23 protein-coding genes and 5 tRNA genes are annotated in these 26206 nt (G+C 55.2%); 21 read left to right on the plus strand and 7 right to left on the minus strand.

Features of this window, described 5'->3' with window-relative positions:
* Positions 1–23: 23 nt before the first annotated feature.
* Positions 24–1508, minus strand: a complete 1485-nt coding sequence (gene gppA, locus B3B59_RS17470) for a guanosine-5'-triphosphate,3'-diphosphate diphosphatase (protein ID WP_046886620.1) — start codon at positions 1506–1508, stop codon at positions 24–26.
* A 5-nt stretch (positions 1509–1513) separates the two neighbouring features.
* On the minus strand, positions 1514–2779 hold the full coding sequence (gene rhlB, locus B3B59_RS17475) for an ATP-dependent RNA helicase RhlB (protein WP_040078076.1): 1266 nt from the start codon (positions 2777–2779) through the stop codon (positions 1514–1516).
* A 144-nt stretch (positions 2780–2923) separates the two neighbouring features.
* Between rhlB and trxA the strand changes: the two genes are divergently transcribed.
* The 21 genes from trxA (at position 2924) to B3B59_RS17575 (ending at position 20228) form a co-directional block, all read left to right on the plus strand.
* Positions 2924–3253 carry a thioredoxin TrxA gene (gene trxA / locus B3B59_RS17480; protein ID WP_006179218.1) on the plus strand — a complete coding sequence of 110 codons (330 nt, stop codon included), beginning with the start codon at positions 2924–2926 and terminating at the stop codon, positions 3251–3253.
* A gap of 163 nt (positions 3254–3416) precedes the next feature.
* Positions 3417–3500, plus strand: a complete 84-nt coding sequence (locus tag B3B59_RS20445) for a rho operon leader peptide (protein WP_325948127.1) — start codon at positions 3417–3419, stop codon at positions 3498–3500.
* Between the two features lie 87 nt (positions 3501–3587).
* The gene (gene rho, locus B3B59_RS17485) at positions 3588–4847 is read left to right on the plus strand and encodes a transcription termination factor Rho (protein ID WP_001054528.1); all 1260 of its coding nucleotides are present in this window, start codon (positions 3588–3590) and stop codon (positions 4845–4847) included.
* A gap of 243 nt (positions 4848–5090) precedes the next feature.
* The gene (wecA, locus tag B3B59_RS17490) at positions 5091–6185 is read left to right on the plus strand and encodes a UDP-N-acetylglucosamine--undecaprenyl-phosphate N-acetylglucosaminephosphotransferase (RefSeq protein ID WP_040078077.1); all 1095 of its coding nucleotides are present in this window, start codon (positions 5091–5093) and stop codon (positions 6183–6185) included.
* A gap of 21 nt (positions 6186–6206) precedes the next feature.
* Positions 6207–7253, plus strand: coding sequence for an ECA polysaccharide chain length modulation protein (gene wzzE / locus B3B59_RS17495; RefSeq protein ID WP_040078079.1), 1047 nt, complete (start codon positions 6207–6209; stop codon positions 7251–7253).
* Positions 7254–7309: 56 nt separating this feature from the next.
* Positions 7310–8440, plus strand: coding sequence for a non-hydrolyzing UDP-N-acetylglucosamine 2-epimerase (gene wecB, locus B3B59_RS17500; protein WP_040078080.1), 1131 nt, complete (start codon positions 7310–7312; stop codon positions 8438–8440).
* Entirely contained in the window at positions 8437–9699 is a 1263-nt protein-coding gene (gene wecC, locus B3B59_RS17505) for a UDP-N-acetyl-D-mannosamine dehydrogenase (RefSeq protein WP_040078081.1), read from the plus strand. Before wecB ends, wecC begins: the two co-directional genes overlap by 4 nt.
* Positions 9696–10763: a dTDP-glucose 4,6-dehydratase gene (gene rffG, locus B3B59_RS17510; protein WP_286809628.1), complete on the plus strand. Its 1068-nt coding sequence runs from the start codon at positions 9696–9698 to the stop codon at positions 10761–10763. Before wecC ends, rffG begins: the two co-directional genes overlap by 4 nt.
* 12 nt (positions 10764–10775) lie before the next feature.
* On the plus strand, positions 10776–11657 hold the full coding sequence (gene rfbA / locus B3B59_RS17515; RefSeq protein WP_046886617.1) for a glucose-1-phosphate thymidylyltransferase RfbA: 882 nt from the start codon (positions 10776–10778) through the stop codon (positions 11655–11657).
* A complete protein-coding gene (gene rffC / locus B3B59_RS17520; RefSeq protein WP_286809629.1) occupies positions 11608–12309 on the plus strand; it encodes a dTDP-4-amino-4,6-dideoxy-D-galactose acyltransferase in 702 nt (233 codons plus the stop codon). The genes rfbA and rffC overlap by 50 nt, the downstream gene beginning before the upstream one ends.
* A gap of 4 nt (positions 12310–12313) precedes the next feature.
* Entirely contained in the window at positions 12314–13444 is a 1131-nt protein-coding gene (gene rffA / locus B3B59_RS17525; protein WP_046886615.1) for a dTDP-4-amino-4,6-dideoxygalactose transaminase, read from the plus strand.
* 1 nt (position 13445) lies between these two features.
* Positions 13446–14696: a lipid III flippase WzxE gene (gene wzxE / locus B3B59_RS17530; RefSeq protein ID WP_286758290.1), complete on the plus strand. Its 1251-nt coding sequence runs from the start codon at positions 13446–13448 to the stop codon at positions 14694–14696.
* Positions 14693–15772 carry a TDP-N-acetylfucosamine:lipid II N-acetylfucosaminyltransferase gene (locus B3B59_RS17535; protein WP_286809631.1) on the plus strand — a complete coding sequence of 360 codons (1080 nt, stop codon included), beginning with the start codon at positions 14693–14695 and terminating at the stop codon, positions 15770–15772. The genes wzxE and B3B59_RS17535 overlap by 4 nt, the downstream gene beginning before the upstream one ends.
* The gene (gene wzyE, locus B3B59_RS17540; RefSeq protein WP_286758291.1) at positions 15769–17121 is read left to right on the plus strand and encodes an ECA oligosaccharide polymerase; all 1353 of its coding nucleotides are present in this window, start codon (positions 15769–15771) and stop codon (positions 17119–17121) included. The genes B3B59_RS17535 and wzyE overlap by 4 nt, the downstream gene beginning before the upstream one ends.
* Before the next feature lie 12 nt (positions 17122–17133).
* Positions 17134–17874 (plus strand): lipopolysaccharide N-acetylmannosaminouronosyltransferase, encoded by a 741-nt coding sequence (gene wecG, locus B3B59_RS17545; RefSeq protein WP_046886611.1) that lies wholly within the window; start codon positions 17134–17136, stop codon positions 17872–17874.
* Positions 17875–18138: 264 nt separating this feature from the next.
* Positions 18139–19524, plus strand: a complete 1386-nt coding sequence (thrP, locus tag B3B59_RS17550; RefSeq protein WP_046886610.1) for a bifunctional threonine/serine APC transporter ThrP — start codon at positions 18139–18141, stop codon at positions 19522–19524.
* Between the two features lie 102 nt (positions 19525–19626).
* Positions 19627–19703, plus strand: a tRNA-Arg gene (locus B3B59_RS17555).
* Between the two features lie 57 nt (positions 19704–19760).
* Positions 19761–19836 (plus strand) — tRNA-His (locus B3B59_RS17560).
* A gap of 19 nt (positions 19837–19855) precedes the next feature.
* A tRNA-Leu gene (locus B3B59_RS17565) sits at positions 19856–19941 on the plus strand.
* A gap of 42 nt (positions 19942–19983) precedes the next feature.
* Positions 19984–20060: transfer RNA gene (locus tag B3B59_RS17570), tRNA-Pro, on the plus strand.
* Between the two features lie 91 nt (positions 20061–20151).
* Positions 20152–20228, plus strand: a tRNA-Pro gene (locus B3B59_RS17575).
* 501 nt (positions 20229–20729) lie between these two features.
* Here the strand turns inward: B3B59_RS17575 and B3B59_RS17580 are convergent.
* The 5 genes from B3B59_RS17580 to hemC form a co-directional block, all read right to left on the minus strand.
* The gene (locus B3B59_RS17580) at positions 20730–21941 is read right to left on the minus strand and encodes an MFS transporter (protein ID WP_286809632.1); all 1212 of its coding nucleotides are present in this window, start codon (positions 21939–21941) and stop codon (positions 20730–20732) included.
* A gap of 169 nt (positions 21942–22110) precedes the next feature.
* On the minus strand, positions 22111–23310 hold the full coding sequence (gene hemY, locus B3B59_RS17585) for a protoheme IX biogenesis protein HemY (RefSeq protein ID WP_040078095.1): 1200 nt from the start codon (positions 23308–23310) through the stop codon (positions 22111–22113).
* A 2-nt stretch (positions 23311–23312) separates the two neighbouring features.
* Positions 23313–24500: a uroporphyrinogen-III C-methyltransferase gene (gene hemX, locus B3B59_RS17590; RefSeq protein WP_046886528.1), complete on the minus strand. Its 1188-nt coding sequence runs from the start codon at positions 24498–24500 to the stop codon at positions 23313–23315.
* Between the two features lie 21 nt (positions 24501–24521).
* Complete coding sequence (gene hemD / locus B3B59_RS17595) at positions 24522–25262, minus strand: uroporphyrinogen-III synthase (RefSeq protein ID WP_046886529.1); 741 nt, start codon at positions 25260–25262, stop codon at positions 24522–24524.
* Complete coding sequence (gene hemC / locus B3B59_RS17600; protein ID WP_040078100.1) at positions 25259–26200, minus strand: hydroxymethylbilane synthase; 942 nt, start codon at positions 26198–26200, stop codon at positions 25259–25261. Before hemC ends, hemD begins: the two co-directional genes overlap by 4 nt.
* Between the last annotated feature and the right edge of the window lie 6 nt (positions 26201–26206).

A 26206-nucleotide genomic window follows, 5' to 3' on the forward strand; every position in this document is an offset into this window, starting at 1 on the left:
TCTCCTGCGGGAGAGGCGGCGTTTTACTGAATATGCAGGGGCCAGTGAACGTAGCTCTGCCACTGGCACTCTTGCTCAATCATCTCTGCGCCCAGTGGATGCTGCATCAGCCAGCCTTCCGGTAACATCAGGGTGAGTGTCTCACCTTCAGCCTGCAGGCCAATCTCTGGCAACAAATCATCGCGACGACGGCTGGCAAAAATGATCGCCAGACGCAGTATGCGACACAAATGTTCTGCAACGCGCGGCGGTACCGCATTTTGCTGATGCAGAGAGGAGAGGTCGAGCGGGTTGGTCTGGTTCAATAACAGCGTGGCGAGCAATTTTTTCTGCGCAGGAGTGAAGCCGGGCAGATCCAGATGACGAACCAGCCAGGCGGCATGCAGCGGTGCCTGCTTATATTCAACGCTAAGCCCAATTTCATGTAGCTGAGCGGCGCTTTGCAGCAGAACATGGCCTAACGGCCCTAAATCCCAGCTTTTGCCGACCTGATCGGCGAAATAAAGCGCCAACTGTGCAACGCGTTCGCCCTGGCTGGTATCCACCAGGAAGCGGCGTTGTACATTGCGCAAGGTACGGCTGCGAATATCTTCATCTACTGCCAGGTGCAGCATGCCGTAAACCAACCCTTCACGCAGAGCACCACCGGCCAGGGTCATGCACTGAATATCCAGTTCGGTAAAGATGGCGATCAGAATAGCCAGCCCGCTAGGGAAGACGAGGGCGCGCTCGAGGGTCAGCCCCTCTATCTCCAGCTCTTCAAGTCGACCACACTGGATGGCGCGCTGTTTCAGCTGCTCCAGTTTGGCCAGGGTGATGCGCTCATCCATTCCCTGAGCCATCATGATCTCTTGCAACGCCTGAACGGTACCCGATGCGCCGACACAGACCTTCCAGCCGTGTTGCAGCAGCGTACCAACAACAGGGCGAACCACCTCGCGGGCGGCCAGCTCTGCCTGGTCGAAGCTCTCTTTTGTCAGATTACGGTCGGTGAAAAAACGCTCGAGCCAGGTCACGCAACCCATGGAAAGACTGTTGAGGGAGGTGGCCTGGGCGCCGTTGCCCGTTACCAGCTCGGTGCTGGCTCCGCCAATATCGACAACCAGACGGCGCTCGTCGCCACCGGTGGTGTGCGCCACGCCCTGATAAATCAGACGTGCTTCCTCTTCACCGCTGATGACTTGCACCGGGCAGCCCAGTATCGTCTGCGCTTTCGCAATAAATTCACCCGCGTTAACCGCAAGGCGCAACGTGGCCGTCGCGACGACACGAATCTGCTGGTGGGGAATATCCTGTAGGCGTTCAGCAAAGAGACGCAGGCACTGCCAGCCGCGCTCCATGGCTTCAGGAGAGAGATGATTATCACTACTAAGGCCCGCCGCGAGACGGACCTTACGCTTAATACGTGTCAGCGTTTGTATGCTTCCCGCCACCTCACGCACTACCAGCATATGAAAACTATTCGAACCTAAATCAATAGCGGCATAGAGTGAGGTGGTGCTGAGCATAATGTTTAGCCTGAACGACGACGATTACGCGGTGCGCCTGAACGACGCGGGCCATTGCCGGAGCGTGGGCGCGTAAGGCGCTTCGCTGGCGGCAGTTCGCTTAATAGCGCATCCGGATTGTACTTACTCTGCGGAATAGAGTGGCCGATATACGTTTCAATGGCTGGCAGGTTCAGGGCGTACTCTTCACAGGCAAGGCTGATGGAGTGGCCACTGGCACCGGCACGACCGGTACGACCAATACGGTGCACGTAGTCTTCGCAATCATCAGGCAGATCGTAGTTGAAGACGTGAGTCACGGCTGGAATATGCAGGCCGCGTGCCGCAACGTCAGTTGCCACCAGGATGTCCAGATCGCCACGAGTGAATTCATCAAGAATACGCAGGCGTTTTTTCTGCGCGACATCACCCGTCAGCAAGCCAACGCGGTGTCCGTCTGCAGCCAGGTGGCCCCAGATATCTTCACAGCGGTGTTTGGTGTTGGCGAAGATAATGGCGCGATCTGGCCACTCTTCTTCGATCAGGGTTTGCAGCAGACGCATTTTCTCTTCGTTAGACGGATAGAAAAGCTCTTCTTTAATACGGTGACCTGTTTTCTGCTCTGGCTCGACTTCCACGTATTCGGCATTGTTCATCTGCTCGAATGCCAGCTCGCGTACGCGGTAAGAAAGGGTTGCGGAGAACAGCATGTTCAGACGCTGGTTTGCCGCAGGCATGCGACGGAACAACCAGCGAATATCTTTAATGAAGCCCAGATCGTACATGCGGTCTGCTTCATCCAGAACTACCACCTGAATGGCGCCGAGGTTGATGTGGTTCTGTTTGGCGTAGTCGATAAGACGGCCGGTAGTACCGATCAGGATATCTACGCCGCTTTCCAGCACTTTCAGCTGTTTATCGTAGCCATCACCGCCGTAGGCGAGGCCGAGCTTCAGGCCGGTAGCCTGTGCCAGCGGTTCCGCATCTGCGTGAATCTGTACCGCCAGTTCTCGCGTCGGAGCCATAATGAGCGCGCGCGGCTGGTTAACTTGACGGTCTGCAATTGCGGGATGAGAAAGTAAATAATGGAACGTTGACGTTAAAAACGCCATCGTTTTGCCGGTACCGGTTTGCGCCTGCCCCGCAACATCGCGACCGGCCAGCGTCAGCGGCAGGGCGAGAGCCTGAATAGGCGTGCAGTTATGAAACCCTTTAGTTTCAAGGGCTTCGATCACCTTTGGGTGCAGGGCGAAGTCGGAAAACTTCTGTTCTGTTAAATGTGTTTTGCTCATAGTGTGGTAGAATATCAGCTTACTATTGCTTTACGAAAGCGTATCCGGTGAAATAAAGTCAACCTTTAGTTGGTTAATGCGACATCAACACGTCGTTGATGATTGCTACACCAACGCGCCAGGCTTATTCCTGTGGAGTTATATATGAGCGATAAAATTATTCACCTGACTGACGATAGTTTTGACACGGACGTGCTTAAAGCTGACGGGCTGATCCTCGTCGATTTCTGGGCAGAATGGTGTGGTCCTTGCAAAATGATCGCCCCGATTCTGGATGAGATCGCCGACGAATATCAGGGCAAACTGACCGTTGCGAAACTGAACATCGACCAGAACCCGGGCACCGCGCCGAAATACGGCATCCGTGGTATCCCAACCCTGCTGCTGTTCAAAAATGGCGAAGTGGCTGCTACCAAAGTGGGCGCCCTGTCCAAAGGTCAGCTGAAAGAGTTCCTGGACGCTAACCTGGCGTAAGGGTTCTCGGCGGCGCGTCCGGGGTTTCAAAATTGTTTGGATCTCTGGACGCCCGGCAATAGTCGTGCTAAGTTACCTATGACTTCGTTTTAAACATACCTTGTCGTTCTTGTTTTACCCGATACTTCCCGTTGTTGACATAAACAGTGCGAGAAGTGGATAGATTCCGGGCTTGTCACTCAATCCGTCTTGTCGTTTCAGTTCTGTGCTTTTTCCTGTAAGCAGACAGCGAACAGACATGAGTTGATGGCCGCTAACAGGCATGGATGACCCTGCCATACCATTCACAATATTAAGTTCGAGTATTACCCCGAGTTTAAGAACCCACACCATTATGAATCTTACCGAATTAAAGAATACGCCGGTTTCTGAGCTGATCACTCTCGGCGAAAATATGGGGCTGGAAAACCAGGCTCGTATGCGCAAGCAGGACATTATTTTTGCCATCCTGAAGCAGCACGCAAAGAGTGGCGAAGATATCTTTGGCGACGGTGTGCTGGAGATATTGCAGGACGGATTTGGTTTCCTCCGCTCTGCAGACAGCTCCTACCTCGCCGGTCCTGATGACATCTACGTTTCCCCCAGCCAAATCCGCCGTTTCAACCTCCGCACAGGTGATACCATTTCAGGTAAGATTCGTCCTCCTAAAGAGGGTGAACGCTACTTCGCGCTGCTGAAAGTTAACGAAGTTAACTACGATAAGCCTGAAAACTCGCGTAATAAGATCCTGTTCGAAAACTTAACGCCGCTGCATGCAAACTCTCGTCTGCGCATGGAGCGTGGTAACGGGTCTACCGAAGACTTAACCGCTCGCGTGCTGGATCTCGCTTCGCCGATCGGCCGTGGCCAGCGTGGTCTGATTGTTGCGCCGCCGAAAGCGGGTAAAACCATGCTGCTGCAGAACATTGCGCAGAGCATCGCCTACAACCACCCAGACTGTGTGCTGATGGTGCTGCTGATTGACGAACGTCCGGAAGAAGTGACCGAGATGCAGCGTCTGGTAAAAGGTGAAGTTGTGGCTTCTACCTTCGACGAACCCGCATCTCGTCACGTTCAGGTTGCGGAAATGGTTATCGAGAAGGCGAAACGCCTGGTTGAGCACAAGAAAGATGTCATCATCCTGCTCGACTCCATTACCCGTCTGGCGCGTGCGTACAACACCGTCGTCCCTGCTTCCGGCAAAGTACTGACCGGTGGTGTGGATGCCAACGCCCTGCATCGTCCGAAGCGTTTCTTCGGTGCCGCACGTAACGTGGAAGAGGGCGGTAGCCTGACCATCATCGCAACGGCGCTGATCGACACCGGCTCCAAAATGGACGAAGTTATCTACGAAGAGTTTAAAGGTACAGGCAACATGGAACTGCACCTCTCTCGTAAGATTGCTGAGAAACGCGTCTTCCCGGCTATCGACTACAACCGTTCCGGTACCCGTAAAGAAGAGCTGCTTACCACTCAGGAAGAGCTGCAGAAAATGTGGATCCTGCGCAAAATCATTCACCCAATGGGCGAAATTGACGCAATGGAATTCCTCATTAACAAGCTGGCGATGACCAAAACGAACGATGATTTCTTCGATATGATGAAACGTTCTTAAAATCACGCTATAGCCGACAAACGCCACGTTTTTACGTGGCGTTTTTCTTTTAACGCTTATACGCTATTACGACAATCACTGAATGAATCCTTTCCTTCACGACAAAGGGAATGTGCGGAAAGTCAGGAAATTAATTGATTGAAAAATATACAAAGGGACTTGTAAGAGGCGAGCTTTATTCCTTCAGGCGTAGCGTCTTCAAGGTTATACTTCTGGGATCAACATTTGTAGAGAGCCTCCATTGTGAATTTACTCACTGCGGTGACTGAGCTAATCAGTATTTTTCTGTTCACGACCTGCTTCTTATTCGTTGCACGTAAGGCGGCAAAAAGAATCGGGTTGGTGGATAAGCCCAACTTTCGTAAGCGCCATCAGGGCCTGATACCGCTGGTTGGAGGGATTTCCGTTTATGCGGGGATCTGTTTTACCTTCAGTATTGCCGATTACTATATACCGCACGCAGCTCTCTATTTGGGATGCGCAGGTGTACTGGTGCTCGTGGGAGCCCTCGACGATCGCTACGACATCAGTGTAAAGATTCGGGCATCAATCCAGGCCGCGATCGGTATCGTCATGATGGCCGTTGGCAATCTCTATCTCAGCAGCCTGGGCCATATCTTTGGTTCGTGGGAGATGGTGCTTGGGCCATTCGGTTATTTCCTGACGCTATTTGCCGTCTGGGCGGCGATTAACGCTTTCAATATGGTCGACGGCATAGATGGTTTGCTGGGCGGCCTTTCCAGCGTCTCATTCGGTGCTATCGGTATCATCCTGTGGTTTGACGGCCAATACAGCCTCTCCATGTGGTGTTTTGCCATGATCGCCGCCATCCTGCCTTACATCTTGCTTAATCTCGGGGTGCTTGGACGTCGTTATAAAGTGTTTATGGGCGACGCAGGTAGCACGCTGATTGGTTTTACCGTTATCTGGATTTTGCTCGAAACCACCCAGGGTAAAACGCACCCCATCAGCCCGGTAACGGCGCTCTGGATCATCGCCATCCCACTGATGGACATGGTGGCTATTATGTATCGCCGTCTGCGTAAAGGGATGAGTCCCTTCTCGCCAGACCGTCAGCATATTCATCATTTGATCATGCGCGCAGGGTTTACTTCGCGTCAGGCTTTTGTCCTTATCACCTTAGCCGCTGCACTTCTGGCAGCCATCGGCGTTGTAGCAGAATATTCCCATTTCGTCCCTGAGTGGGTGATGTTGGTATTATTCTTGCTAGCATTCTTCCTGTATGGCTACTGTATTAAGCGCGCCTGGAAGGTTGCGCGGTTTATTAAACGTGTAAAACGGCGGATGCGTCGTAACAGTAGCAGCAATCAAACTTAAACCAGGTAAATCGGGATTGAAATGACTCAACCGTTGGCGGGAGCTAAATCAGTGGCAACTGAGAATGAGCTGGATGTTCGTGGTTTGTTTCGCGTGTTATGGGCGGGCAAATTTTGGATTGCAGGAATCGCGCTGGGCTTTGCGTTAATCGCACTGGCCTATACTTTTTTTGCAAAGCAGGAGTGGAGCGCGACAGCGATCACCGATCGCCCGACTGTGAATATGCTCGGCGGCTTCTACTCTCAGCAGCAATTTCTGCGTAATCTGGATGTTAAAGCAAATCTCGCCCCGGTTGATCAGCCGTCCGTTATGGATGAGTCGTACAAAGAGTTCATTATGCAGCTGGCTTCCTGGGATACGCGCCGTGATTTCTGGAGCCAGACCGACTACTACAAACAGCGGATGGTCGGTAACAGTAAGGCGGATGCCGCGCTGCTTGATGAAATGATTAACAATATTCAGTTCATGCCCGGCGATGCGCTGCGCAATGTGAATGACAGCGTGAAGCTCATCGCGGAAACCGCGCCAGACGCCAATAACCTTCTACGTCAGTACGTGGCCTTCGCCAGCCAGCGCGCGGCAAGCCATCTGAACGATGAGCTAAAAGGTGCCTGGGCAGCGCGAACCATTCAGATGAAAGCGCAGGTGAAGCGTCAGGAAGAGGTAGCCAAAGCTATCTTCACGCGTCGCGTTCACAACATTGAACAGGCGCTGAAAATCGCTGAGAAGAGCAATATCTCGCGCAGTGAAACCGATGTGCCAGCAGATGAACTGCCGGACTCCGAAATGTTCCTGCTGGGGCGCCCGATGCTGCAGGCTCGCCTGGAGAATTTACAGGCCGTCGGACCCGCCTTCGATCTCGATTACGACCAGAACCGCGCAATGATGACCACCCTGAACGTAGGTCCTACACTGGACCCGCGTTTTCAGACCTATCGTTATTTGCGCACGCCTGAAGAACCTGTAAAACGCGATAGCCCACGCCGTGCCTTCCTGATGATTATGTGGGGGATCGTGGGTGCATTAATTGGTGCTGGCGTCGCATTGACGCGCCGTCGCAGAAATTAAGATCGCCGTCTACGATGAAGGCTCTGGCCTTCATCGTCTAATCGAAGAGAATCGATGTGAAAGTACTCAGTGTCTTTGGTACAAGGCCGGAAGCCATCAAGATGGCGCCTCTGGTTCATGCGCTGGCGAATGACCCTCATTTTGAAGCGAAAGTCTGTGTTACCGCCCAGCATCGTGAGATGCTGGATCAGGTCTTGACCCTGTTTTCTATTGTTCCTGATTACGATCTTAACATTATGAAACCGGGGCAAGGGCTGACAGAAATTACCTGCCGAATTCTGGAAGGGTTAAAACCGATTCTGGAATCCTTTAAGCCTGATGTGGTGTTGGTGCATGGTGATACCACCACCACCATTGCCACAAGCCTTGCTGCATTTTATCAACGTATTCCGGTTGGCCACGTCGAAGCGGGCCTGCGTACGGGCGATCTCTATTCGCCCTGGCCGGAAGAGGCCAACCGCACGTTGACTGGACATCTGGCGATGTACCACTTTGCGCCAACCGAAAACTCTCGCCAGAATCTATTGCGGGAAAATATTCCTGACCGCACGGTGTTTGTTACCGGCAATACGGTCATCGACGCGCTCATCTGGGTACGCGATCGGGTGATGGCTAATGACGCGCTGCGTGCCGAACTGGCAGAACGTTATCCGTTCCTCTCCAACGGTAAAAAGATGATCCTGGTGACGGGGCATCGCCGTGAAAGCTTTGGCCGCGGTTTTGAGCAGATTTGCCATGCGTTAGCCGAAGTGGCGGCGCAGAACGAAGATGTACAGATTGTTTATCCGGTGCATCTCAATCCAAACGTCAGCGAACCGGTGAATCGTATTCTCGGCCACGTTGAGAATGTGATCCTCATTGAGCCGCAGGACTATCTGCCCTTTGTCTGGCTAATGAACCATGCCTGGCTGATTCTGACCGACTCCGGTGGTATTCAGGAAGAGGCGCCATCCCTCGGTAAACCGGTGCTGGTCATGCGAGAAACAACCGAACGTCCGGAGGCCGTCAAGGCCGGTACCGTGCGTCTGGTTGGCACCGACACCAAACATATCGTTGAAGAGGTCACTCGCCTGCTGCATGACGACGAGGCGTATCAGACAATGAGCCGTGCCCATAACCCTTACGGTGACGGGCAGGCTTGTGATCGTATTTTGTATGCACTTAAACACAATCGGGTATCGCTATGAGTTTTACTACCATCTCCGTCATTGGTCTGGGCTACATTGGCTTGCCAACCGCTGCCGCTTTCGCTTCGCGTCAAAAGCAGGTTGTAGGGGTAGATATCAACCAGCATGCGGTTGATACCATTAACCGGGGTGAAATTCATATCGTCGAACCCGATCTCGATAAGGTTGTGAAGAGCGCGGTAGAGGGTGGCTATCTGAAAGCCAGCACCACGCCGGTAGAAGCCGATGCCTGGCTGATTGCCGTGCCGACGCCTTTTAAGGGCGATCATGAGCCCGATATGGTCTACGTTGAGGCGGCCGCAAAATCGCTCGCCCCGGTGCTGAAGAAGGGAGCGCTGGTCATCCTTGAATCCACCTCGCCGGTGGGGGCTACCGAGCAGATGGCCCAGTGGCTGGCCGATGCCCGCCCGGATCTGACCTTCCCGCAGCAGGCTGGTGAGCAGGCTGATGTGAACATCGCCTACTGCCCGGAGCGTGTACTGCCAGGGCAGGTGATGGTTGAGCTTATCAAGAACGACCGCGTTATTGGCGGCATGACGCCAGTCTGCTCCGCCCGCGCCAGCGAGCTTTATAAAATCTTCCTGGAAGGTGAGTGCGTGGTAACTAACTCCCGCACCGCCGAAATGTGCAAACTGACAGAAAACAGCTTCCGCGACGTTAATATCGCTTTTGCCAATGAACTGTCGTTAATTTGTGCCGATCAAGGGATTAACGTCTGGGAACTGATTCGCCTGGCTAACCGCCATCCACGCGTTAACATCCTGCAGCCCGGTCCGGGTGTCGGGGGCCACTGCATTGCGGTCGATCCCTGGTTTATCGTGGCGCAAAACCCTGAGCAGGCGCGCCTGATCCGCACTGCACGTGAAGTTAACGACGGAAAGCCGCACTGGGTGATTAATCAGGTTAAAGCCACCGTGGCAGATAGCCTGGCTGAAAGCGGCAAACGCGCCAGCGAGCTGAAAATTGCCTGCTTTGGTCTGGCGTTCAAACCCAATATTGACGATCTGCGCGAAAGCCCGGCGATGGAGATTGCCGAAATGATCGCCGACTGGCACAGCGGCGAAACGCTGGTGGTCGAACCCAATATCCACGCCTTACCGAAAAAACTGGCGGATAAATGTCAGCTGGTGGCCGTGGACGCAGCGCTGGCTACCGCAGATGTGCTGGTGCTGTTGGTCGATCATAAAGAATTCAAAGCCATCAGCGGCGATGCAATTCATCAGCAGCATGTCGTCGATACAAAAGGAGTCTGGCGTTGAGAAGGATTTTAGTGACCGGCGGCGCGGGGTTTATCGGTTCCGCGGTAGTTCGCCATATTATCCAGAACACCCAGGACGCCGTAGTGGTGGTGGATAAACTCACCTACGCGGGCAACCTGGCCTCGCTGGCGCCAGTGGCGGACGATCCGCGCTTCGCCTTTGAGCAGGTTGATATCTGCGATCGCGACGCCCTGAACACCGTCTTTGCCACCCATAAACCCGATGTGGTGATGCACCTGGCTGCAGAGAGCCACGTCGATCGCTCTATCGATGGCCCGGCAGTGTTTATCGAGACCAATATCGTCGGTACCTATAACCTGCTGGAGACGTCTCGTGCCTGGTGGAGCGGCTTAGCCGCTGAGCAGAAAGAGGCGTTCCGCTTCCATCACATCTCTACTGATGAGGTGTATGGCGACCTGCATTCGATGGACGATTTTTTCACCGAAACCACGCCTTATGCCCCCAGCAGCCCCTATTCAGCGTCTAAAGCCAGCAGCGACCATCTGGTTCGCGCCTGGCAGCGCACTTATGGTTTGCCGACGCTGGTAACCAACTGTTCCAATAACTATGGCCCCTATCATTTCCCGGAGAAATTGATTCCGCTGATGATTCTGAATGCCATCGCGGGCAAACCCTTGCCGGTATACGGCGATGGTCAACAGATTCGCGACTGGCTGTATGTTGAAGATCATGCCCGGGCGCTCTATTTGGTGGCGACAGAAGGCACCCCCGGCGAAACCTGGAATATCGGCGGGCATAACGAGCGCAAAAATCTCGACGTCGTTACTACCATTTGCGATCTGCTGGAAGAGTTGGTCCCGGTGAAACCGCAGGGTGTACAGCAGTATCGTGATCTGATCACCCGGGTACCCGACCGTCCAGGCCATGACCTCCGCTATGCTATTGATGCGTCCAAGATCGAACGTGAGCTGGGCTGGGCCCCGCAAGAGACGTTCGAAAGCGGCATTCGCAAAACCGTTGAGTGGTATCTCGCCAATGAAGGCTGGTGGAAGCAGGTACTGGATGGCAGTTATCAGGGCGAGCGTCTGGGGCTGAAGGGCTAACCGGGAGGATTTATGAAAGGCATTATTCTGGCAGGGGGCTCAGGCACGCGCCTGCATCCCATCACTCGCGGCGTATCGAAGCAACTGCTGCCAATTTATGATAAGCCGATGATTTATTATCCGCTTTCGGTGCTGATGCTGGCCGGTATTCGCGAAATTTTAATCATCACCACGCCGGAAGATAAAAGTACCTATCAGCGCCTGTTGGGCGATGGTAGCGAATTTGGCATTGCGCTGACCTACGCAGAACAACCGAGCCCGGATGGTCTTGCCCAGGCCTTTATCATTGGCGAAACCTTCCTGAACGGCGAGCCCTCTTGCCTGGTGCTGGGAGATAACATCTTCTTCGGGCAGGGGTTCAGCCCTAAGCTGCGCTCGGTTGCGGCACGCTCCGAAGGGGCGACGGTCTTTGGCTATCAGGTCATGGATCCAGAACGCTTTGGCGTAGTGGAGTTTGACGATAATTTCCGCGCACTGTCGCTGGAAGAGAAGCCCAAACAGCCAAAATCCAAGTGGGCGGTGACGGGTCTCTATTTCTACGATAACAAGGTCGTAGATTACGCGAAGCGGGTCAAACCCTCTGAGCGCGGCGAGCTTGAGATCACCTCAATCAACCAGATGTACCTCGAAGAGGGCAACCTCACGGTTGAGCTGCTGGGCCGCGGTTTCGCCTGGCTGGACACCGGTACCCATGACAGCCTGATCGAAGCCAGTACGTTTGTGCAAACCGTCGAAAAACGACAAGGCTTTAAAATTGCCTGTCTGGAAGAGATTGCCTGGCGTAATGGCTGGCTGGATGACGACGGCGTTAAACGCGCGGCCAGCCAACTGGCTAAAACGGGTTATGGCCAGTATCTACTGGAGCTGCTCCGTGCACGTCCACGCCAGTATTGATCCTCTCGTCTGGGAGAGCGATTTTTTCGGCATTCCGTCGGCGATTGTACGGGTTAACGATGACGCGCCGCCGCTTTCTGCTGCTGATTTCGCCCCCTGGCAACGTCTGCAGGCGAAAATCCCGGCAGAACGTAGCGATCTGCTGGATGCGCTTCAACAGCAGGGGTTTCGCCTTGTCGAAGGTGAAGTTGATCTGGCCATCACGGTGAGTCAGCACACCAATCCTGGCGCGGAGGTGGCGAAGGTCCAGGATATTCCTGCGCTTCGTCATCTTGCCGCAGAAGCCTTTGCGCAAAGCCGTTTTCGAACGCCCTGGTACGCCCCACAAGACAGCGGGCGTTTTTATGCCCAGTGGATTGAGAACGCGGTACAAGGCACCTTCGACCATCTCTGTCTGGTGTTTCGCGCGGCAGATGGCGGGATCCAGGGGTTTGTCTCGCTGCGAAAACTGAACGACAGCGAAGGACGGATTGGTCTTCTCGCCGGGCGCGGTCTCGGCGCAAAATTAATGCAGGCAGCCCTCCATTGGGCGCAGCAACAGCAGCTTTCCACTTTGCGCGTGGCGACCCAGTTGGGCAACACCGCCGCACTTAAACGTTACATTGCGAGCGGCGCCAACATTACAGCGACTGCTTACTGGCTATACAGGTGACAAGATGATTCCATTTAATGCGCCTCCTGTGGTGGGCACCGAACTCGATTACATGCAGTCTGCAATGGGCAGCGGCAAGCTCTGCGGCGATGGTGGTTTTACTCGTCGTTGCCAGCAATGGATGGAGCAGCGCTTCCACAGCGCCAAAGTCCTGCTGACCCCGTCCTGCACCGCCTCGCTGGAGATGGCCGCGCTGCTGCTGGACATTGGGCCTGGCGATGAAGTGATCATGCCGAGCTATACCTTCGTCTCGACGGCGAATGCCTTTGTGCTTCGCGGTGCAAAAATCGTCTTTGTTGATGTGCGTCCGGATACCATGAACATTGACGAGACGCTGATCGAAGCGGCTATTACGGATAAAACGCGGGCGATTGTGCCGGTGCATTACGCGGGCGTGGCCTGTGAGATGGACACCATTATGGCGATCGCCAAAAAACACAACCTGTTCGTGGTAGAAGATGCCGCACAGGGGGTGATGTCCACCTACAAAGGGCGCGCACTGGGCACCATTGGCCATGTCGGCTGTTTCAGCTTCCACGAAACGAAGAACTACACCGCAGGCGGTGAAGGTGGCGCAACGCTGATTAACGATCGCGCGCTGGTAGAGCGTGCCGAGATCATCCGCGAGAAAGGCACTAACCGCAGCCAGTTCTTCCGCGGCCAGGTGGATAAATACACCTGGCGTGATATTGGCTCCAGCTACCTGATGGCCGACCTGCAGGCCGCCTATCTGTGGGGGCAACTCGAGGCTGCAGACCGCATCAATCAGCAGCGCCTTGCGTTGTGGCAGACCTATTACGATGCGCTGGCCCCGCTGGCGAAGAAAGGGCGTATTGCGCTGCCAACGATTCCGGCGGACTGCGTCCATAACGCGCACATGTTTTACATCAAGCTGCGTGACAACGACGATCGCAGCAAGCTGATCGACTATCTTAAAGAAGCCGAGATTCTGGCCGTTTTCCACTACATTCCGCTGCACTCCAGCCCGGCTGGCGAAGCCTTCGGACGTTTCGTGGGCGAAGATCGATTTACGACGAAAGAGAGTGAGCGGTTACTCCGCTTGCCGCTGTTCTACAACCTTACCGCGTCTAATCAGCGCACGGTTATTAATTCCCTTCTGAGCTACTTCAGCTGATATGTCTCTGGCGAAAGCATCGGTGTGGACCGCCGCGTCCACCCTCGTCAAAATCGGCACGGGACTGCTGGTTGTGAAATTACTGGCGGTCTCTTATGGTCCTTCTGGTGTTGGGCAGGCGGGTAACTTCCGCCAGCTGGTCACCGTGCTTGGCGTACTGGCCGGGGCGGGGATTTTTAACGGCGTGACCAAATACGTCGCGCAATACCAGGATGACACGGCACAGTTGCGCCGCGTGGTGGGCACCTCGTCGGCGATGGTACTGGGTTTCTCTACGCTGCTGGCTGTCATCTTTCTTCTGGCTGCTGCGCCTATCAGCCAGGGGCTGTTCGGGCACACCCACTACCAGGGGCTGGTGCGCCTGGTGGCGCTGGTTCAGATGGGCATCGCCTGGGCCAACCTGCTCCTGGCGCTGATGAAAGGGTTCCGTGACGCGGCCGGTAACGCGCTGGCGCTCATCTCTGGCAGCATAATCGGCGTGATTGCCTATTATGCGTGCTATCGGCTGGGCGGCTACGAAGGGGCGCTGCTGGGGCTGGCGTTGGTGCCTGCACTGGTGGTGATCCCGGCAGGCTTTTTCCTGCTTCGGCGCGACAATATCCCGCTGCATTATCTGAAGCCGCAGTGGGACAAGATGCTGGCCAGCAGCCTGGGCAAGTTTACCCTGATGGCGTTGATCACCTCAGTCACCTTGCCTGTCGCCTATGTGATGATGCGAAACCTGCTGGCGGCGCACTACAGCTGGGATGAAGTGGGGATCTGGCAGGGGGTGAGCAGTATTTCCGACGCCTACCTGCAGTTTATCACGGCCTCCTTTAGTGTCTGGCTGCTGCCAACGCTGTCGCGCCTGATCTCTCGCGAGGATATCACCCGCGAGATTGGTCGCTCGCTGCGCTTTGTGTTACCTGCCGTAGCGGTGGCCAGCTTTACGGTCTGGCTGCTGCGCGATGTTGCCATCTGGCTCCTCTTTTCCGACAAATTCACCCCCATGCGCGATCTGTTCGCCTGGCAACTGGTGGGGGATGTACTGAAAGTAGGCGCTTACGTCTTCGGCTATCTGGTGATTGCGAAAGCCTCGCTGCGGTTGTACATCCTGGCGGAAATCAGCCAGTTCACCTTGTTAACTGCGTTCTCTTACTGGCTGATACCTGCGCACGGTGCGCTGGGGGCAGCCCAGGCCTATATGGCCACCTATATTGTCTATTTCGCTGCCTGTTGCGGCGTATTTTTACTTTGGCGTAGACGCGCATGACTGCACTGATTCACGTACTGGGATCGGATATCCTGCACCATAACCAGACCGTATTGCGGTTTTTTAACGATCAACTGGCGTCAGGTAATCCTGATGCGCGCGCGTTTATGGTGGTTAGTCAAACGCCCGACTCCGTTGCTCATTTTCCAGCTCTGGCTATCACCGTCTGGCCTGATAAAGCCAGCCTGGCAAAAGCCGTTATCGCGAAAGCGAAAGCGAACCGCGAGCAGCGATTTTTCTTCCATGGGCAATTCAATACCGGGCTTTGGCTGGGACTACTAAGCGGTGGGCTGCGGCCTTCGCAGGTGAGCTGGCACATCTGGGGCGCCGACCTCTATGAAGCATCGCGGGGCTGGAAATTCCGCCTCTTTTACCCGATACGCCGGATGGCACAAGGGCGGGTAGGGTGCGTTTTTGCCACCCGAGGCGATCTCAATTATTTTGCGAAACAGCATCCGGCTGTCCGTGGTGAGTTGCTCTACTTTCCCACCCGTATGGATCCTGGTCTGAACAGTCTGGCGAAGGATATCCGCCGGGAAGGGAAGTTAACCATTCTGGTGGGGAACTCCGGGGACCGCAGCAATGACCATCTCGCGGCGCTAAAAGCGGTACACCAGCAATTTGGCGATACGGTTAATGTGGTTGTGCCGATGGGCTACCCTGCACATAACGAAGGGTATATCGCCGAGGTGCGCCAATGTGCGCTGGGGCTTTTCAGCGCCGACAATGTCCAGATCCTCAGTGATAAGCTGGAGTTTGACGCTTATCTGGCGCTGCTGCGTCAGTGCGATTTAGGCTATTTTATCTTTGCGCGACAGCAGGGCATTGGAACACTCTGTCTGCTGATTCAGGCGGGCGTGCCCTGTGTGTTGAATCGCGAAAATCCCTTCTGGCAGGACATGGCTGAGCAGAGCATCCCGGTGCTGTTTACCAGCGATGAGCTGAATATAGAGGTGGTACGCGAAGCACAGCGCCAGCTCGCACTGGTTGATAAAAACGCTATCACATTTTTCAGCCCGAACTATCTTGCTCCCTGGCATCAGGCATTACGGATCGCTTCAGGAGGTCAGAAATGAGCCAGTTGCAATTCAGCGGCCTGCTGGTGGTATGGCTGTTGAGCACGCTCTTCATCGCTACTCTGACGTGGTTCGAGTTCCGTCGCGTGCGTTTTAACTTCAACGTCTTTTTCTCGTTGCTGTTTCTGCTCACTTTTTACTTCGGCTTCCCGCTAACCAGCATCCTGGTCTTCCGCTTTGATGTCGCCGTGGTGCCGCCCGAAATTCTCATGCAGGCGCTGCTGTCGGCTACCTGTTTCTATGGTGTCTATTACGTCACCTACAAGACGCGGCTAAGGTCGAACGCCAGCACCGCGCCGCGCCGCGCGTTGTTCACTATGAATCGGGTCGAGACGCATCTGACCTGGATAATGCTGATGATGATCGCGCTGGTAAGCGTTGGCATCTTCTTTATGCACAACGGATTTTTGCTGTTTAAGTTGCACTCTTACAGCCAGATTTTCTCCAGTGAAGTGTCCGGTGTAGCGCTGAAAAGGTTCTTCTACTTCTTTATACCGGCGATGCTGGTGGTCTATTTCCTGCGCCAGGATGCCCGAGGATGGCTCTTCTTCCTCGTCAGTACGGTGGCGTTTGGCTTGCTGACCTATATGATCGTCGGCGGCACGCGCGCCAATATTATTATCGCCTTCGCCATCTTCTTGTTTATCGGCATTATTCGTGGCTGGATTTCGCTGTGGATGCTGGCCGCTGCGGGAGTGATGGGCATTGTGGGGATGTTCTGGCTGGCGCTTAAACGCTACGGTATGGACGTGAGCGGAGACGAGGCGTTTTACACCTTCCTCTACCTCACCCGCGATACCTTTTCGCCATGGGAAAATCTGGCGTTACTGCTGCAAAACTACGACAAGATCGACTTCCAGGGGCTGGCGCCGATTGTCCGCGATTTTTATGTCTTTATTCCCACCTGGCTGTGGCCAGACCGACCAGGCATTGTGCTCAATACTGCCAACTACTTTACCTGGGAAGTGCTGAATAACCACTCCGGGCTGGCTATCTCCCCCACGCTTATCGGCTCGCTGGTGGTGATGGGCGGCGGCTGGTTTATTCTGCCGGGCGCGATTGTCGTGGGGCTGATTATCAAGTGGTTTGACTGGCTCTACACCCTGGGTAACCAGGAGACAAACCGCTATAAGGCCGCGATTTTGCATAGTTTCTGTTTTGGTGCCATTTTCAATATGATCGTGCTGGCGCGAGAGGGGCTGGATTCGTTCGTCTCCCGTGTGGTTTTTTTCATGATGATTTTTGGTGCCTGTCTGCTGATGGCGAAACTGTTGTACTGGCTGTTCGACAGTGCCGGACTGGTGCATAAACGTGAATCAAGACCCAGCAGAACGCTCTCGCAAGTCTGAGTAAGGATAAGAATGACTGACAATACCTCTGCGCCACAGTATGACCTGCGTGGTCTGAAACTGATCGGCTGGCGTGATATGCAGCATGCACTGGACTATCTGTGTGCTGGCGGCCACATCAAAACTGGCACCCTGGTCGCCATCAATGCAGAAAAGATGCTTACCCTTGAAGACAACCCCGAGGTTCGTCAACTGATCGAGGCGGCAGAATTTAAATACGCCGACGGCATCAGCGTGGTGCGTTCGGTACGTAAAAAATACCCCGCGGCGAATATCTCCCGCGTGGCAGGGGCCGATCTCTGGGAGGCGCTGATGGCGCGTGCAGGCGCGGACGGCACGCCGGTGTTCCTGGTTGGGGGGAAGCCTGAAATCCTTGCGCAGACGGAACAGAAGCTACGCCGCCTGTGGAACGTCAATATCGTGGGCAGCCAGGACGGCTATTTCAAACCGGACGATCGTCAGGTGCTATTTGAACGTATCCGCGACAGCGGAGCCAAAATTATTACCGTGGCGATGGGATCGCCGCGCCAGGAGATCCTGATGCGAGACTGCCGTCAGGTCTGTCCGGATGCGCTCTATATGGGCGTGGGCGGGACTTACGATGTCTTCACCGGGCATGTGAAACGCGCGCCAAAAGTGTGGCAACACCTGGGTCTTGAGTGGCTCTATCGTCTGCTTTCTCAGCCGAGCCGCATCACGCGTCAGCTCCGTTTGCTGCGTTATCTGCGCTGGCACTATACCGGGCGCTTATAAAGTTGGCCGGGCAGCGCGACAGAGTGGTCGCGCTGCAACCCACCTGTAAACCTGCTGCATTATTGTACGATACATCTATTTTTTTAACACACCGTTTGCCATTTTTCCGATTTTAAGAAACCATTCCCTCCCGTCGCAGTGCCATGGTGTTTTTTGCGCCAACCGTCAATCAGACGGTCGACGCTGCATGGCCTGTTATGGCGCATGTTTACCATAACAATAACCGGCTGACGCCGGGAGAGTAGCAAGCACAACTGAGGATTTATGGCAGAGAAAAAACCGGAGCTACAGCGTGGGCTGGAAGCTCGTCATATCGAATTGATTGCCCTCGGCGGCACTATTGGCGTGGGGCTGTTTATGGGCTCAGCCAGCACCCTGAAGTGGGCAGGCCCGTCCGTCCTGCTCGCCTACATTATCGCGGGGCTGTTCGTCTTCTTCATCATGCGTTCGATGGGCGAGATGCTATTCCTGGAGCCGGTGGCTGGCTCCTTTGCAGTGTATGCTCACCGGTATATGAGCCCATTCTTCGGCTATCTTACCGCCTGGTCCTACTGGTTTATGTGGATGGCGGTAGGGATATCTGAAATTACGGCGATAGGGGTCTATGTCCAGTTCTGGTTCCCGGAGATGGCGCAGTGGATACCCGCGCTTATTGCCGTGGGGCTGGTCGCGTTAGCTAACCTTGCTGCCGTACGTCTTTACGGCGAAATTGAGTTCTGGTTTGCGATGATTAAAGTCACCACCATCATCGTGATGATTGTGGTCGGGCTGGGGGTGATCTTCTTTGGCCTGGGTAATGGTGGCGAGTCGATTGGCTTTGGCAACCTGACCGAGAACGGCGGCTTCTTCGCCGGCGGCTGGAAAGGCTTTCTGACGGCGTTGTGTATCGTAGTGGCGTCCTATCAGGGCGTAGAGCTGATCGGCATCACCGCCGGTGAAGCGAAAAATCCGCAGGTGACGCTGCGCAGCGCGGTAGGCAAAGTGCTGTGGCGTATCCTGATTTTCTATGTGGGCGCGATTTTCGTTATCGTCACCATCTTCCCGTGGAACGAGATTGGTAGCAACGGCAGTCCGTTTGTTCTCACCTTTGCCAAAATTGGTATTACGGCGGCGGCAGGCATCATCAACTTCGTGGTGCTGACGGCGGCGCTCTCGGGTTGTAACAGCGGCATGTATAGCTGCGGCCGTATGCTCTATGCTCTGGCGAAGAACCGCCAGCTTCCGGCGGCGGTAGGTAAGGTCTCGCGTGCGGGCGTACCGGTAGCGGGCGTGGCGATCTCTATTGCGATACTGCTGATCGGCTCCTGCCTCAACTACATTATCCCGAACCCGCAGCGCGTGTTTGTGTATGTCTACAGCGCCAGCGTGCTGCCGGGTATGGTGCCATGGTTCGTGATCCTGATTAGCCAGCTGCGTTTCCGTGAAGCGCATAAAAAAGCCATCGCCAGCCATCCGTTCCGCTCGATTCTGTTCCCGTGGACCAACTATGCGACAATGGCGTTCCTGGTCTGCGTATTGATCGGCATGTATTTTAACGAAGATACCCGTATGTCGCTGTTTGTCGGGGTCGCCTTCCTGGCGCTGGTAACAGCGTTCTACAAGCTTTTTGGGCTTGGGCGCCACGTCACGCGTCATAATATGGGCGAATAAGCGGCAAAATGCGCAAAGCGTAACCAAACGCGCATTTTTTTAAAAAAAGCACTAGACAGAACTACGAGACCTCCGTAATATCCAGCCCCGCAACGGCGCTAAGCGCCCGTAGCTCAGCTGGATAGAGCGCTGCCCTCCGGAGGCAGAGGTCTCAGGTTCGAATCCTGTCGGGCGCACCATTAACCCGGTGCTGGAGCTGCGGTGGTTTCGATACCGCGTAGAAAAGATTTGCAGTGGTGGCTATAGCTCAGTTGGTAGAGCCCTGGATTGTGATTCCAGTTGTCGTGGGTTCGAATCCCATTAGCCACCCCATTATTTAAAGTTGTGAAATGCGAAGGTGGCGGAATTGGTAGACGCGCTAGCTTCAGGTGTTAGTGTCCTTAGGATGTGGGGGTTCGAGTCCCCCCCCTCGCACCACGACTTAATGAGTTGAACTAAAAATTCAAAAAAGCAGTAAAGCGGCGAGTAGCGCAGCTTGGTAGCGCAACTGGTTTGGGACCAGTGGGTCGGAGGTTCGAATCCTCTCTCGCCGACCAATTTTGGACCCCGCCAAGGCGGGGTTTTTTGTATCCCACCCGACGAATTACGATTCGCAGGGTTGAAGTAAAAAGTAAAAAAGCAGTACATCGGCGAGTAGCGCAGCTTGGTAGCGCAACTGGTTTGGGACCAGTGGGTCGGAGGTTCGAATCCTCTCTCGCCGACCAATTTTGAACCCCGCTTCGGCGGGGTTTTTTGTTTTCTGCCTTTCCTGCTGTGTTGCTCATCGCCGACAATCCCGTTCAGCATTGTCGTGAATGAGTGACAAATAACGCTTTGAATAATCTACATATTTTATTTTAACGCCTTTCGTGTCGCTACCAGGAGACACTTATTGTATCGCTGACCCTTTTTCTCCTACCTCATTCCCTATGAACTGACATAAATCCCTTAGAACTTAAAAAGTTGTAGTGAAATCCATTTTCAGATGCGACGTTGGCACGTTACGTGCAATAATATAAATGTAGATGCTCATTCCATCTCTTATGTTCGCCTTAGTGCCTCATAAACTCAGGAATGATGCAGAGCCATTTAAGGTGCTTATCGTCCACCGACAGATGTCGCTTCGGCCTCATCAAACACCATGGACATAACGTTGAGTGAAGCACCACTATGTTGTCAAACAGACCTGTTTAACGCCTGCTTTTATAGCAGGCGTTTTTTTTGGTTTATTCCCGGTAGCGGATCATCACGGCAGCGACCAGCAACAGCGCGCTCGCCGACACCAGATAAAACGCCTGTATCGCCCCGTGCGTGGCGGCAATCAGCGCCGCGATGCTGGTAAAGACCGAGGCACTGACTGTTTGCCATCGCCATGCTTTGCCACTGGCGGCGGAGATATGCGTGGCTGCAAAACTGCTCAGCACACCAAAGGTTCCGGCCGCAAAGATAATATTCGATGCCAGGTGAGCAATAAAAATCAGCCCCAGAGCGATGGCTTGCTTTTCAGGCAGAGCCGGAATAAATGCGTAAGCGACGAAAAATAGCCCCAGACAAAGCAGTAGCGGTCGGTTTTGACCTGCATAGCGGGGAAGACTCTCCTTATTGATCAGCAGCGGCCCGCAAAGTTGCCCCAGGCTACGGGCAAACAGTAACGGGAGCGCCATACCGGCAGCGTCAGCAGGCTGAATTTGCTGCGCCAGTGCAGGAAGGAGGGCCATAGCGGGCGCACCGACAGCCGCCAGTGCAGGCAAGAGTAACAGGCTGCGTTTTTGCCGTAGCGTGAGGCTTCGCCAGGACACGGTTACCGCCTGCGGGGTGTCGGGCTCTGAAGGCGCAGGTTTGCCAGAAAAGGCTTGCCCGGTCTGATAAAGCAGCAGTAAAGATCCCCCAAAGCTGAGCGCATCTGTCGCCAGTAACACGGCCATAGGGACATGTTGAAACAACAAAACCCCAAGCCCGGTGCCCAGCAATACCTGCGAGGCAAAAATCATATGCTCAAGGCAAGTCGCGGCTGACAGCTCTGGCTCAGGAAGGCCCCGTTTGAAGAGCAACGTCAGCGCAGGCCAGCTCATACCGCTCAATAATGCTTCGCACGACTGTACCGCCAGCAGCGCCGTGATGCTGTGATAGTGCATCCCCAGCAGGGGAAATAACAGCGCCAGTAAACCCAGTAACTCGGTGATGATTAAGATCCTGATGGGGGCAAATCGCGTGCAGAGCTTTTCGCCGAGCAGGCTACCCACAAAGCCGGGAAGGGTGGCAAAAAGCCAGGCAAGGGTCAGTAATGATGGGGGCGCTTGCCACTCCAGCAACAGGCCAAACACCAGCACCTGCGTGAGTCCATTACCCAGTGAGGTAAAAATAAAAGCACAGGCAAGCAGGCGGAGCCAGCGATGGCACCGCAGCGCGCTCAAGAGCGCGTACAGAAGGGTGTTCATGAACACAGTCCTTTCAAAAACGGTTTAATCCACGCGGCAAAGCGCGTGTACGAATAAAGGTTGATGAAAGGATGTCGTTACATTGGCGGGACGTTTCTCTGATGGCGATGAACAGACTGTAGCAGGCCTGCAGCGATAAAAAAAGGAGGCCTTACGGCCTCCTGATGCGCTACGGTTGGACGCTGTTATTTTGCAGCGTTAACAGCAAGCCATCGCGACGCATCGCGGCGGCTTCTTCTGGCTGGTGCAGCCTGTCCAGCGTATCGGCAAGCCAGGCATAGTCGAACGCGTCCGGACGCTGCTTAAGCGCGGCGCGGAAGGCGAGGCTGGCCTCTTTCCACTCACCGTGTTTAGTGAGCGACTGGCCCAGCGTGCTCCACAGCAGCGGGCGATCGCCCACGGTTTTGATCTGCTGGCGCAGCATTTTTTCGATCTGCTCTGGATTGTTGGTTTTCAGGCGCGGGATGACCATGACCAGACGATCGTCATACTGGCGCTTCAGGCCATCGAGGATGATCTCCTGTGCGGTGTCATGATCGTCACATTCAATAAGATGCTCCGCCATGGCCACCTGCAGCGATACCTGCTGGCGCGTTTTACGGCTTTGGTTCTTCCACCAACTTTTCAGACCATCGCTGCCCAAATCGGCCCGGGCCTGATCCATCAGCCCAATCCAGGCGAGACGTTGCAGCTCATCGCGCTGTTCCTCGTCGCCCACGTCGGCTTTCGCCATCGATGGAATGATGTCCAGTAACGAGCCCCAGGCACCGGTACGGATATAGGCCTGTTCGGCCAGACGCAGCACTTCCGGATGACGCGGGGTGATCTCCAGCAGACGGTCAATGCCGTGGCGTGCCGCATGGTTTTCGTTACGCGCCAGCTGCAGGCGTACGCGGGTAATTTCCACCGGGATCTGATCGTTGGACGCCAGTTCAGCGGCGCGCTCCAGGTGCTGATTGGCACGAGCTTCATCGCCTCGCTGCTGCGCCGCTTCGGCCGCCAACAGGTAGTTCACTACCGGCTGTTCAGCGTGGTCGGCATTCTTCGACATCAGCTTTTCAACCTGCTGATAGTCGCCTTCGGCCAGTTTCAGCAGCGCCTGTTCAGTCTGTTTACGTGCGCGACGGCGTTTACGTCCCACAAACCAGCTCCGGGTGTGAGCCCCGGTCCGGAAGATGCGGCGCAGGATCCACTCGACGGCGAACAGCACAACCATCGCCAGGATCAGAATGATCACCAGCCCCGTGACGCTGGTTTCAACGTTGTAGTTGTCCGTCTGGATCAAGACGTACCCCTGATGGCCCGCCAGCATTGGGCCGAGGACGATCCCGGCGATCAACAGTAAGAAGAGCAACAAGACTTTGATCATGGTTACTCTCCCTGCGGTGCGCTTTGTGGCGCGCTTTCAGGCGCAGCGGTATTTGCTTCGGAGGCGACACCAGGCTGCGCCAGCAGATTACGCACGCGCGTTTGCATCAGTTTTTCCAGCACCGGCTGGCTTTCCAGCTTGTCCGGGACATTCATGGTGATGTTCTGCTGGCTGAGCTTATCCACCTCTTCCAGGAACGCGGTGGTGGTGGCATCGTCGGTATCGTAATAGGCGCGAACCCAGGTGGAGACGTTGTCCAGCGCCTGCTTGTAAGTCTCTTCCTGATGGCGCGGCACGGCCTGGGCGGCGACCAGCAGGCGGGAGCGGATGTTTTCACGCAGATAGACATCCTGATTAGGCGCCAGTAACGGTACGGCGGTTTCGTCACGGCGGCGAATGGTAATAAAGCTGTCCATAAAGTTCTGCCAGCTTTTTTGCAGGTTTATGCGCCACTCACTGATAGAGCTGGAAAGTTCGCCGCTATCAGAATCCATCGGGGTGTCGTCATCGTTGTTATCCGCCAGACGCAGGTTATCAATCTGGTTCGACAGCTGGTTAACCTTAAGGATAATGCCGTCGTAATCGACCTGAGAAACGGCGGCCAGGCTTGCGATATCTTCGGTGATGGCACGACGCGCGTTGATCAGGCTCGGGTCGTTCATATCGGCCAGGCTGGCATCGGCGCTTTTCAGCAGAGCGGCGGCGGTGGTGACATCCTGATCGCTCCACAGCTTACGTCCGGCCAGTTTGACAAGAAAATCGGACTGGGCCAGCAGCCAGGTTTTTGCATCGGTACCGGAGATGGTAGCCACCTTCTGCTGCACCTCGTCCAGCTGTTTTGTCAGCTCAGCCTGCTTGTTATTGGCGGCGGTCAGCGCATCGGCCTGCTGCTTAATAACCGCTTCCAGATCCGTTTTTTGCGTCTCCTGCGCTTTTTGCAAGGCGGTGACCTGGCTCACCAGCGCATCATTGGTGGCGGTCTGGTTGGAGGCCTGATTTTTCACCAGACCGTACAGACCTACGCCCGCGGCGAGCGCGATCGCAATCGCAATGGCGCTTAGCGCAAGGCTAGTTTTATTCGTGTCGCGCTTCTGGGCAGTAGTGTTCTCGGTCTTCTCTGACTGTGGCGTGGTGTCCACCGTCTCCCTGGTCTCTTCAACCACGGCGGAGGATTTTTCTTGTTCCGTCATTATGGCTTCCCATTATGAGAGTTATTGTAATGCGCGCAGCAGCGCATCGTTGTCGGCGTTATCAGCGACCCTAATATCTTGCCAGCCCAGTTCCCGGGCGAGGTTCGCCAGACGCTCACTGACGACAATCAGCCGACAGCGGAGTAACCAGTTTTCACGATACCATGGTGGAATGAGCGACCAGAGCTGTTGCAGCATTTCACCGCTGGTGATCACCAGCGTTGTCACGCCGCGTTGATGCCAGCGCATGGCCTCTTCCGCACCATCATAATGCCTGGTACAACGTTGATAACATTCGCAGAATTTCACCTCTGCGCCGCGCTCGCGAAGCGTTTCACCCAACAGCTCACGCCCGCCGTTTCCGCGCAGAATCAGTGCGCGCTTTCCTGCAACAGACTGTAATTCAGGTAATTGTAGCAACACTTCGCTGGTCTCCCGATCCCGCGGATAGCGAATATCGATTCCGCTAACGGTATGCAGGGCCAGCGCGGTGGTTCGGCCAATGGCGAAGTAGCCGGGGGAGAGCGGCCAGGTTTGGCCTTCCTGTTGCAATTGCGCATGGGCAAACTCCACGGCATGTTGCGACAGCGCAAAAAGCAGGTCGCCTTCCCGTAGGGCGTGAAGCTGCTCTGTGAGCAGAGGCAGCTCCCTTCCCTGAGAGAACTCAATCAGCGGAAAGCTCCATGCCACCTGCCCCAGTGCGCGCAGACGGCTCACTAACTGCTCTCCTGCGGGAGAAGGGCGGGTGACGAGAATACTCATGCCGGGGGTTCTCCGTTATAAACGTCTGCCAGGATCTCGCGCGCGCCGTTATCGAGCAGCTCCTCAGCGAGCGATACGCCAAGCTGCTCGGCATCTTGCGGCTTACCGCGACGTTCACCGCGCACCATTTTAGAGCCGTCCGGGGCGCCAACCAGCGCCCGCAGCCACAGCTCATCATTCTTTAATTCAGCATAGCTGCCAATCGGCACCTGACAGCCGCCTTCGAGGCGGGTATTCATGGCGCGCTCCGCCTGGACACGAATCGCGGTCTCATCGTGATTGAGCGGGGCGAGCAGGTCACGGGTGTGTTGGTCGTCGAGACGGCACTCAATACCCACCGCACCCTGGCCCACCGCAGGCAGAGAGAGTTCGGGTGGCAACGCCACGCGTACGCGTGACTCCAGCCCCAGACGTTTCAGCCCAGCGACCGCAAGGATGATGGCATCATAGTCGCCGTTATCAAGTTTGCTCAGGCGGGTACCCACGTTGCCGCGCAGCGATCGGATAACCAGATCCGGGCGCCGCTCGGCCAGCTGACACTGGCGGCGTAAACTTGACGTGCCAACCACGCTGCCCTGAGGCAACGCGTCAAGCGAGGCGAAGTGGTTGGAGACAAACGCATCGCGCGGATCTTCACGCTCGCAAATCGTGACCAGGCCCAGCCCTTCGGGAAACTCAACCGGAACGTCTTTCATGGAGTGAACGGCAATATCGGCACGGCCTTCGAGCAGGGCCAGTTCCAGCTCTTTGACAAACAGCCCTTTACCGCCCACCTTGGCCAGCGGCGTATCGAGGATCACATCGCCCCGCGTCACCATAGGAACCAGCTCAACATGGAGATCGGCGTGGTAGGCTTCGAGGCGCTGCTTTACATAATGTGCCTGCCAGAGCGCAAGAGGGCTTTGGCGTGTGGCAATTCTTAAAACATTGTCTAACATGCTTGT

This window comes from Leclercia sp. UBA2479, from assembly GCF_002341985.1.
Classification (GTDB): Bacteria; Pseudomonadota; Gammaproteobacteria; order Enterobacterales; family Enterobacteriaceae; genus Enterobacter; species Enterobacter pneumoniae.

Coding starts and splice junctions, on each gene's coding strand:
- gppA (WP_046886620.1), bottom strand. CDS start 1,508: ATGCTCAGCACCACCTCACTCTATGCCGCTATTGATTTAGGTTCGAAT.
- rhlB (WP_040078076.1), bottom strand. CDS start 2,779: ATGAGCAAAACACATTTAACAGAACAGAAGTTTTCCGACTTCGCCCTG.
- trxA (WP_006179218.1), top strand. CDS start 2,924: ATGAGCGATAAAATTATTCACCTGACTGACGATAGTTTTGACACGGAC.
- rho (WP_001054528.1), top strand. CDS start 3,588: ATGAATCTTACCGAATTAAAGAATACGCCGGTTTCTGAGCTGATCACT.
- wzzE (WP_040078079.1), top strand. CDS start 6,207: ATGACTCAACCGTTGGCGGGAGCTAAATCAGTGGCAACTGAGAATGAG.
- wecC (WP_040078081.1), top strand. CDS start 8,437: ATGAGTTTTACTACCATCTCCGTCATTGGTCTGGGCTACATTGGCTTG.
- rfbA (WP_046886617.1), top strand. CDS start 10,776: ATGAAAGGCATTATTCTGGCAGGGGGCTCAGGCACGCGCCTGCATCCC.
- rffC (WP_286809629.1), top strand. CDS start 11,608: ATGGCCAGTATCTACTGGAGCTGCTCCGTGCACGTCCACGCCAGTATT.
- rffA (WP_046886615.1), top strand. CDS start 12,314: ATGATTCCATTTAATGCGCCTCCTGTGGTGGGCACCGAACTCGATTAC.
- wzxE (WP_286758290.1), top strand. CDS start 13,446: ATGTCTCTGGCGAAAGCATCGGTGTGGACCGCCGCGTCCACCCTCGTC.
- B3B59_RS17535 (WP_286809631.1), top strand. CDS start 14,693: ATGACTGCACTGATTCACGTACTGGGATCGGATATCCTGCACCATAAC.
- wzyE (WP_286758291.1), top strand. CDS start 15,769: ATGAGCCAGTTGCAATTCAGCGGCCTGCTGGTGGTATGGCTGTTGAGC.
- wecG (WP_046886611.1), top strand. CDS start 17,134: ATGACTGACAATACCTCTGCGCCACAGTATGACCTGCGTGGTCTGAAA.
- thrP (WP_046886610.1), top strand. CDS start 18,139: ATGGCAGAGAAAAAACCGGAGCTACAGCGTGGGCTGGAAGCTCGTCAT.
- B3B59_RS17580 (WP_286809632.1), bottom strand. CDS start 21,941: ATGAACACCCTTCTGTACGCGCTCTTGAGCGCGCTGCGGTGCCATCGC.
- hemY (WP_040078095.1), bottom strand. CDS start 23,310: ATGATCAAAGTCTTGTTGCTCTTCTTACTGTTGATCGCCGGGATCGTC.
- hemX (WP_046886528.1), bottom strand. CDS start 24,500: ATGACGGAACAAGAAAAATCCTCCGCCGTGGTTGAAGAGACCAGGGAG.
- hemD (WP_046886529.1), bottom strand. CDS start 25,262: ATGAGTATTCTCGTCACCCGCCCTTCTCCCGCAGGAGAGCAGTTAGTG.
- hemC (WP_040078100.1), bottom strand. CDS start 26,200: ATGTTAGACAATGTTTTAAGAATTGCCACACGCCAAAGCCCTCTTGCG.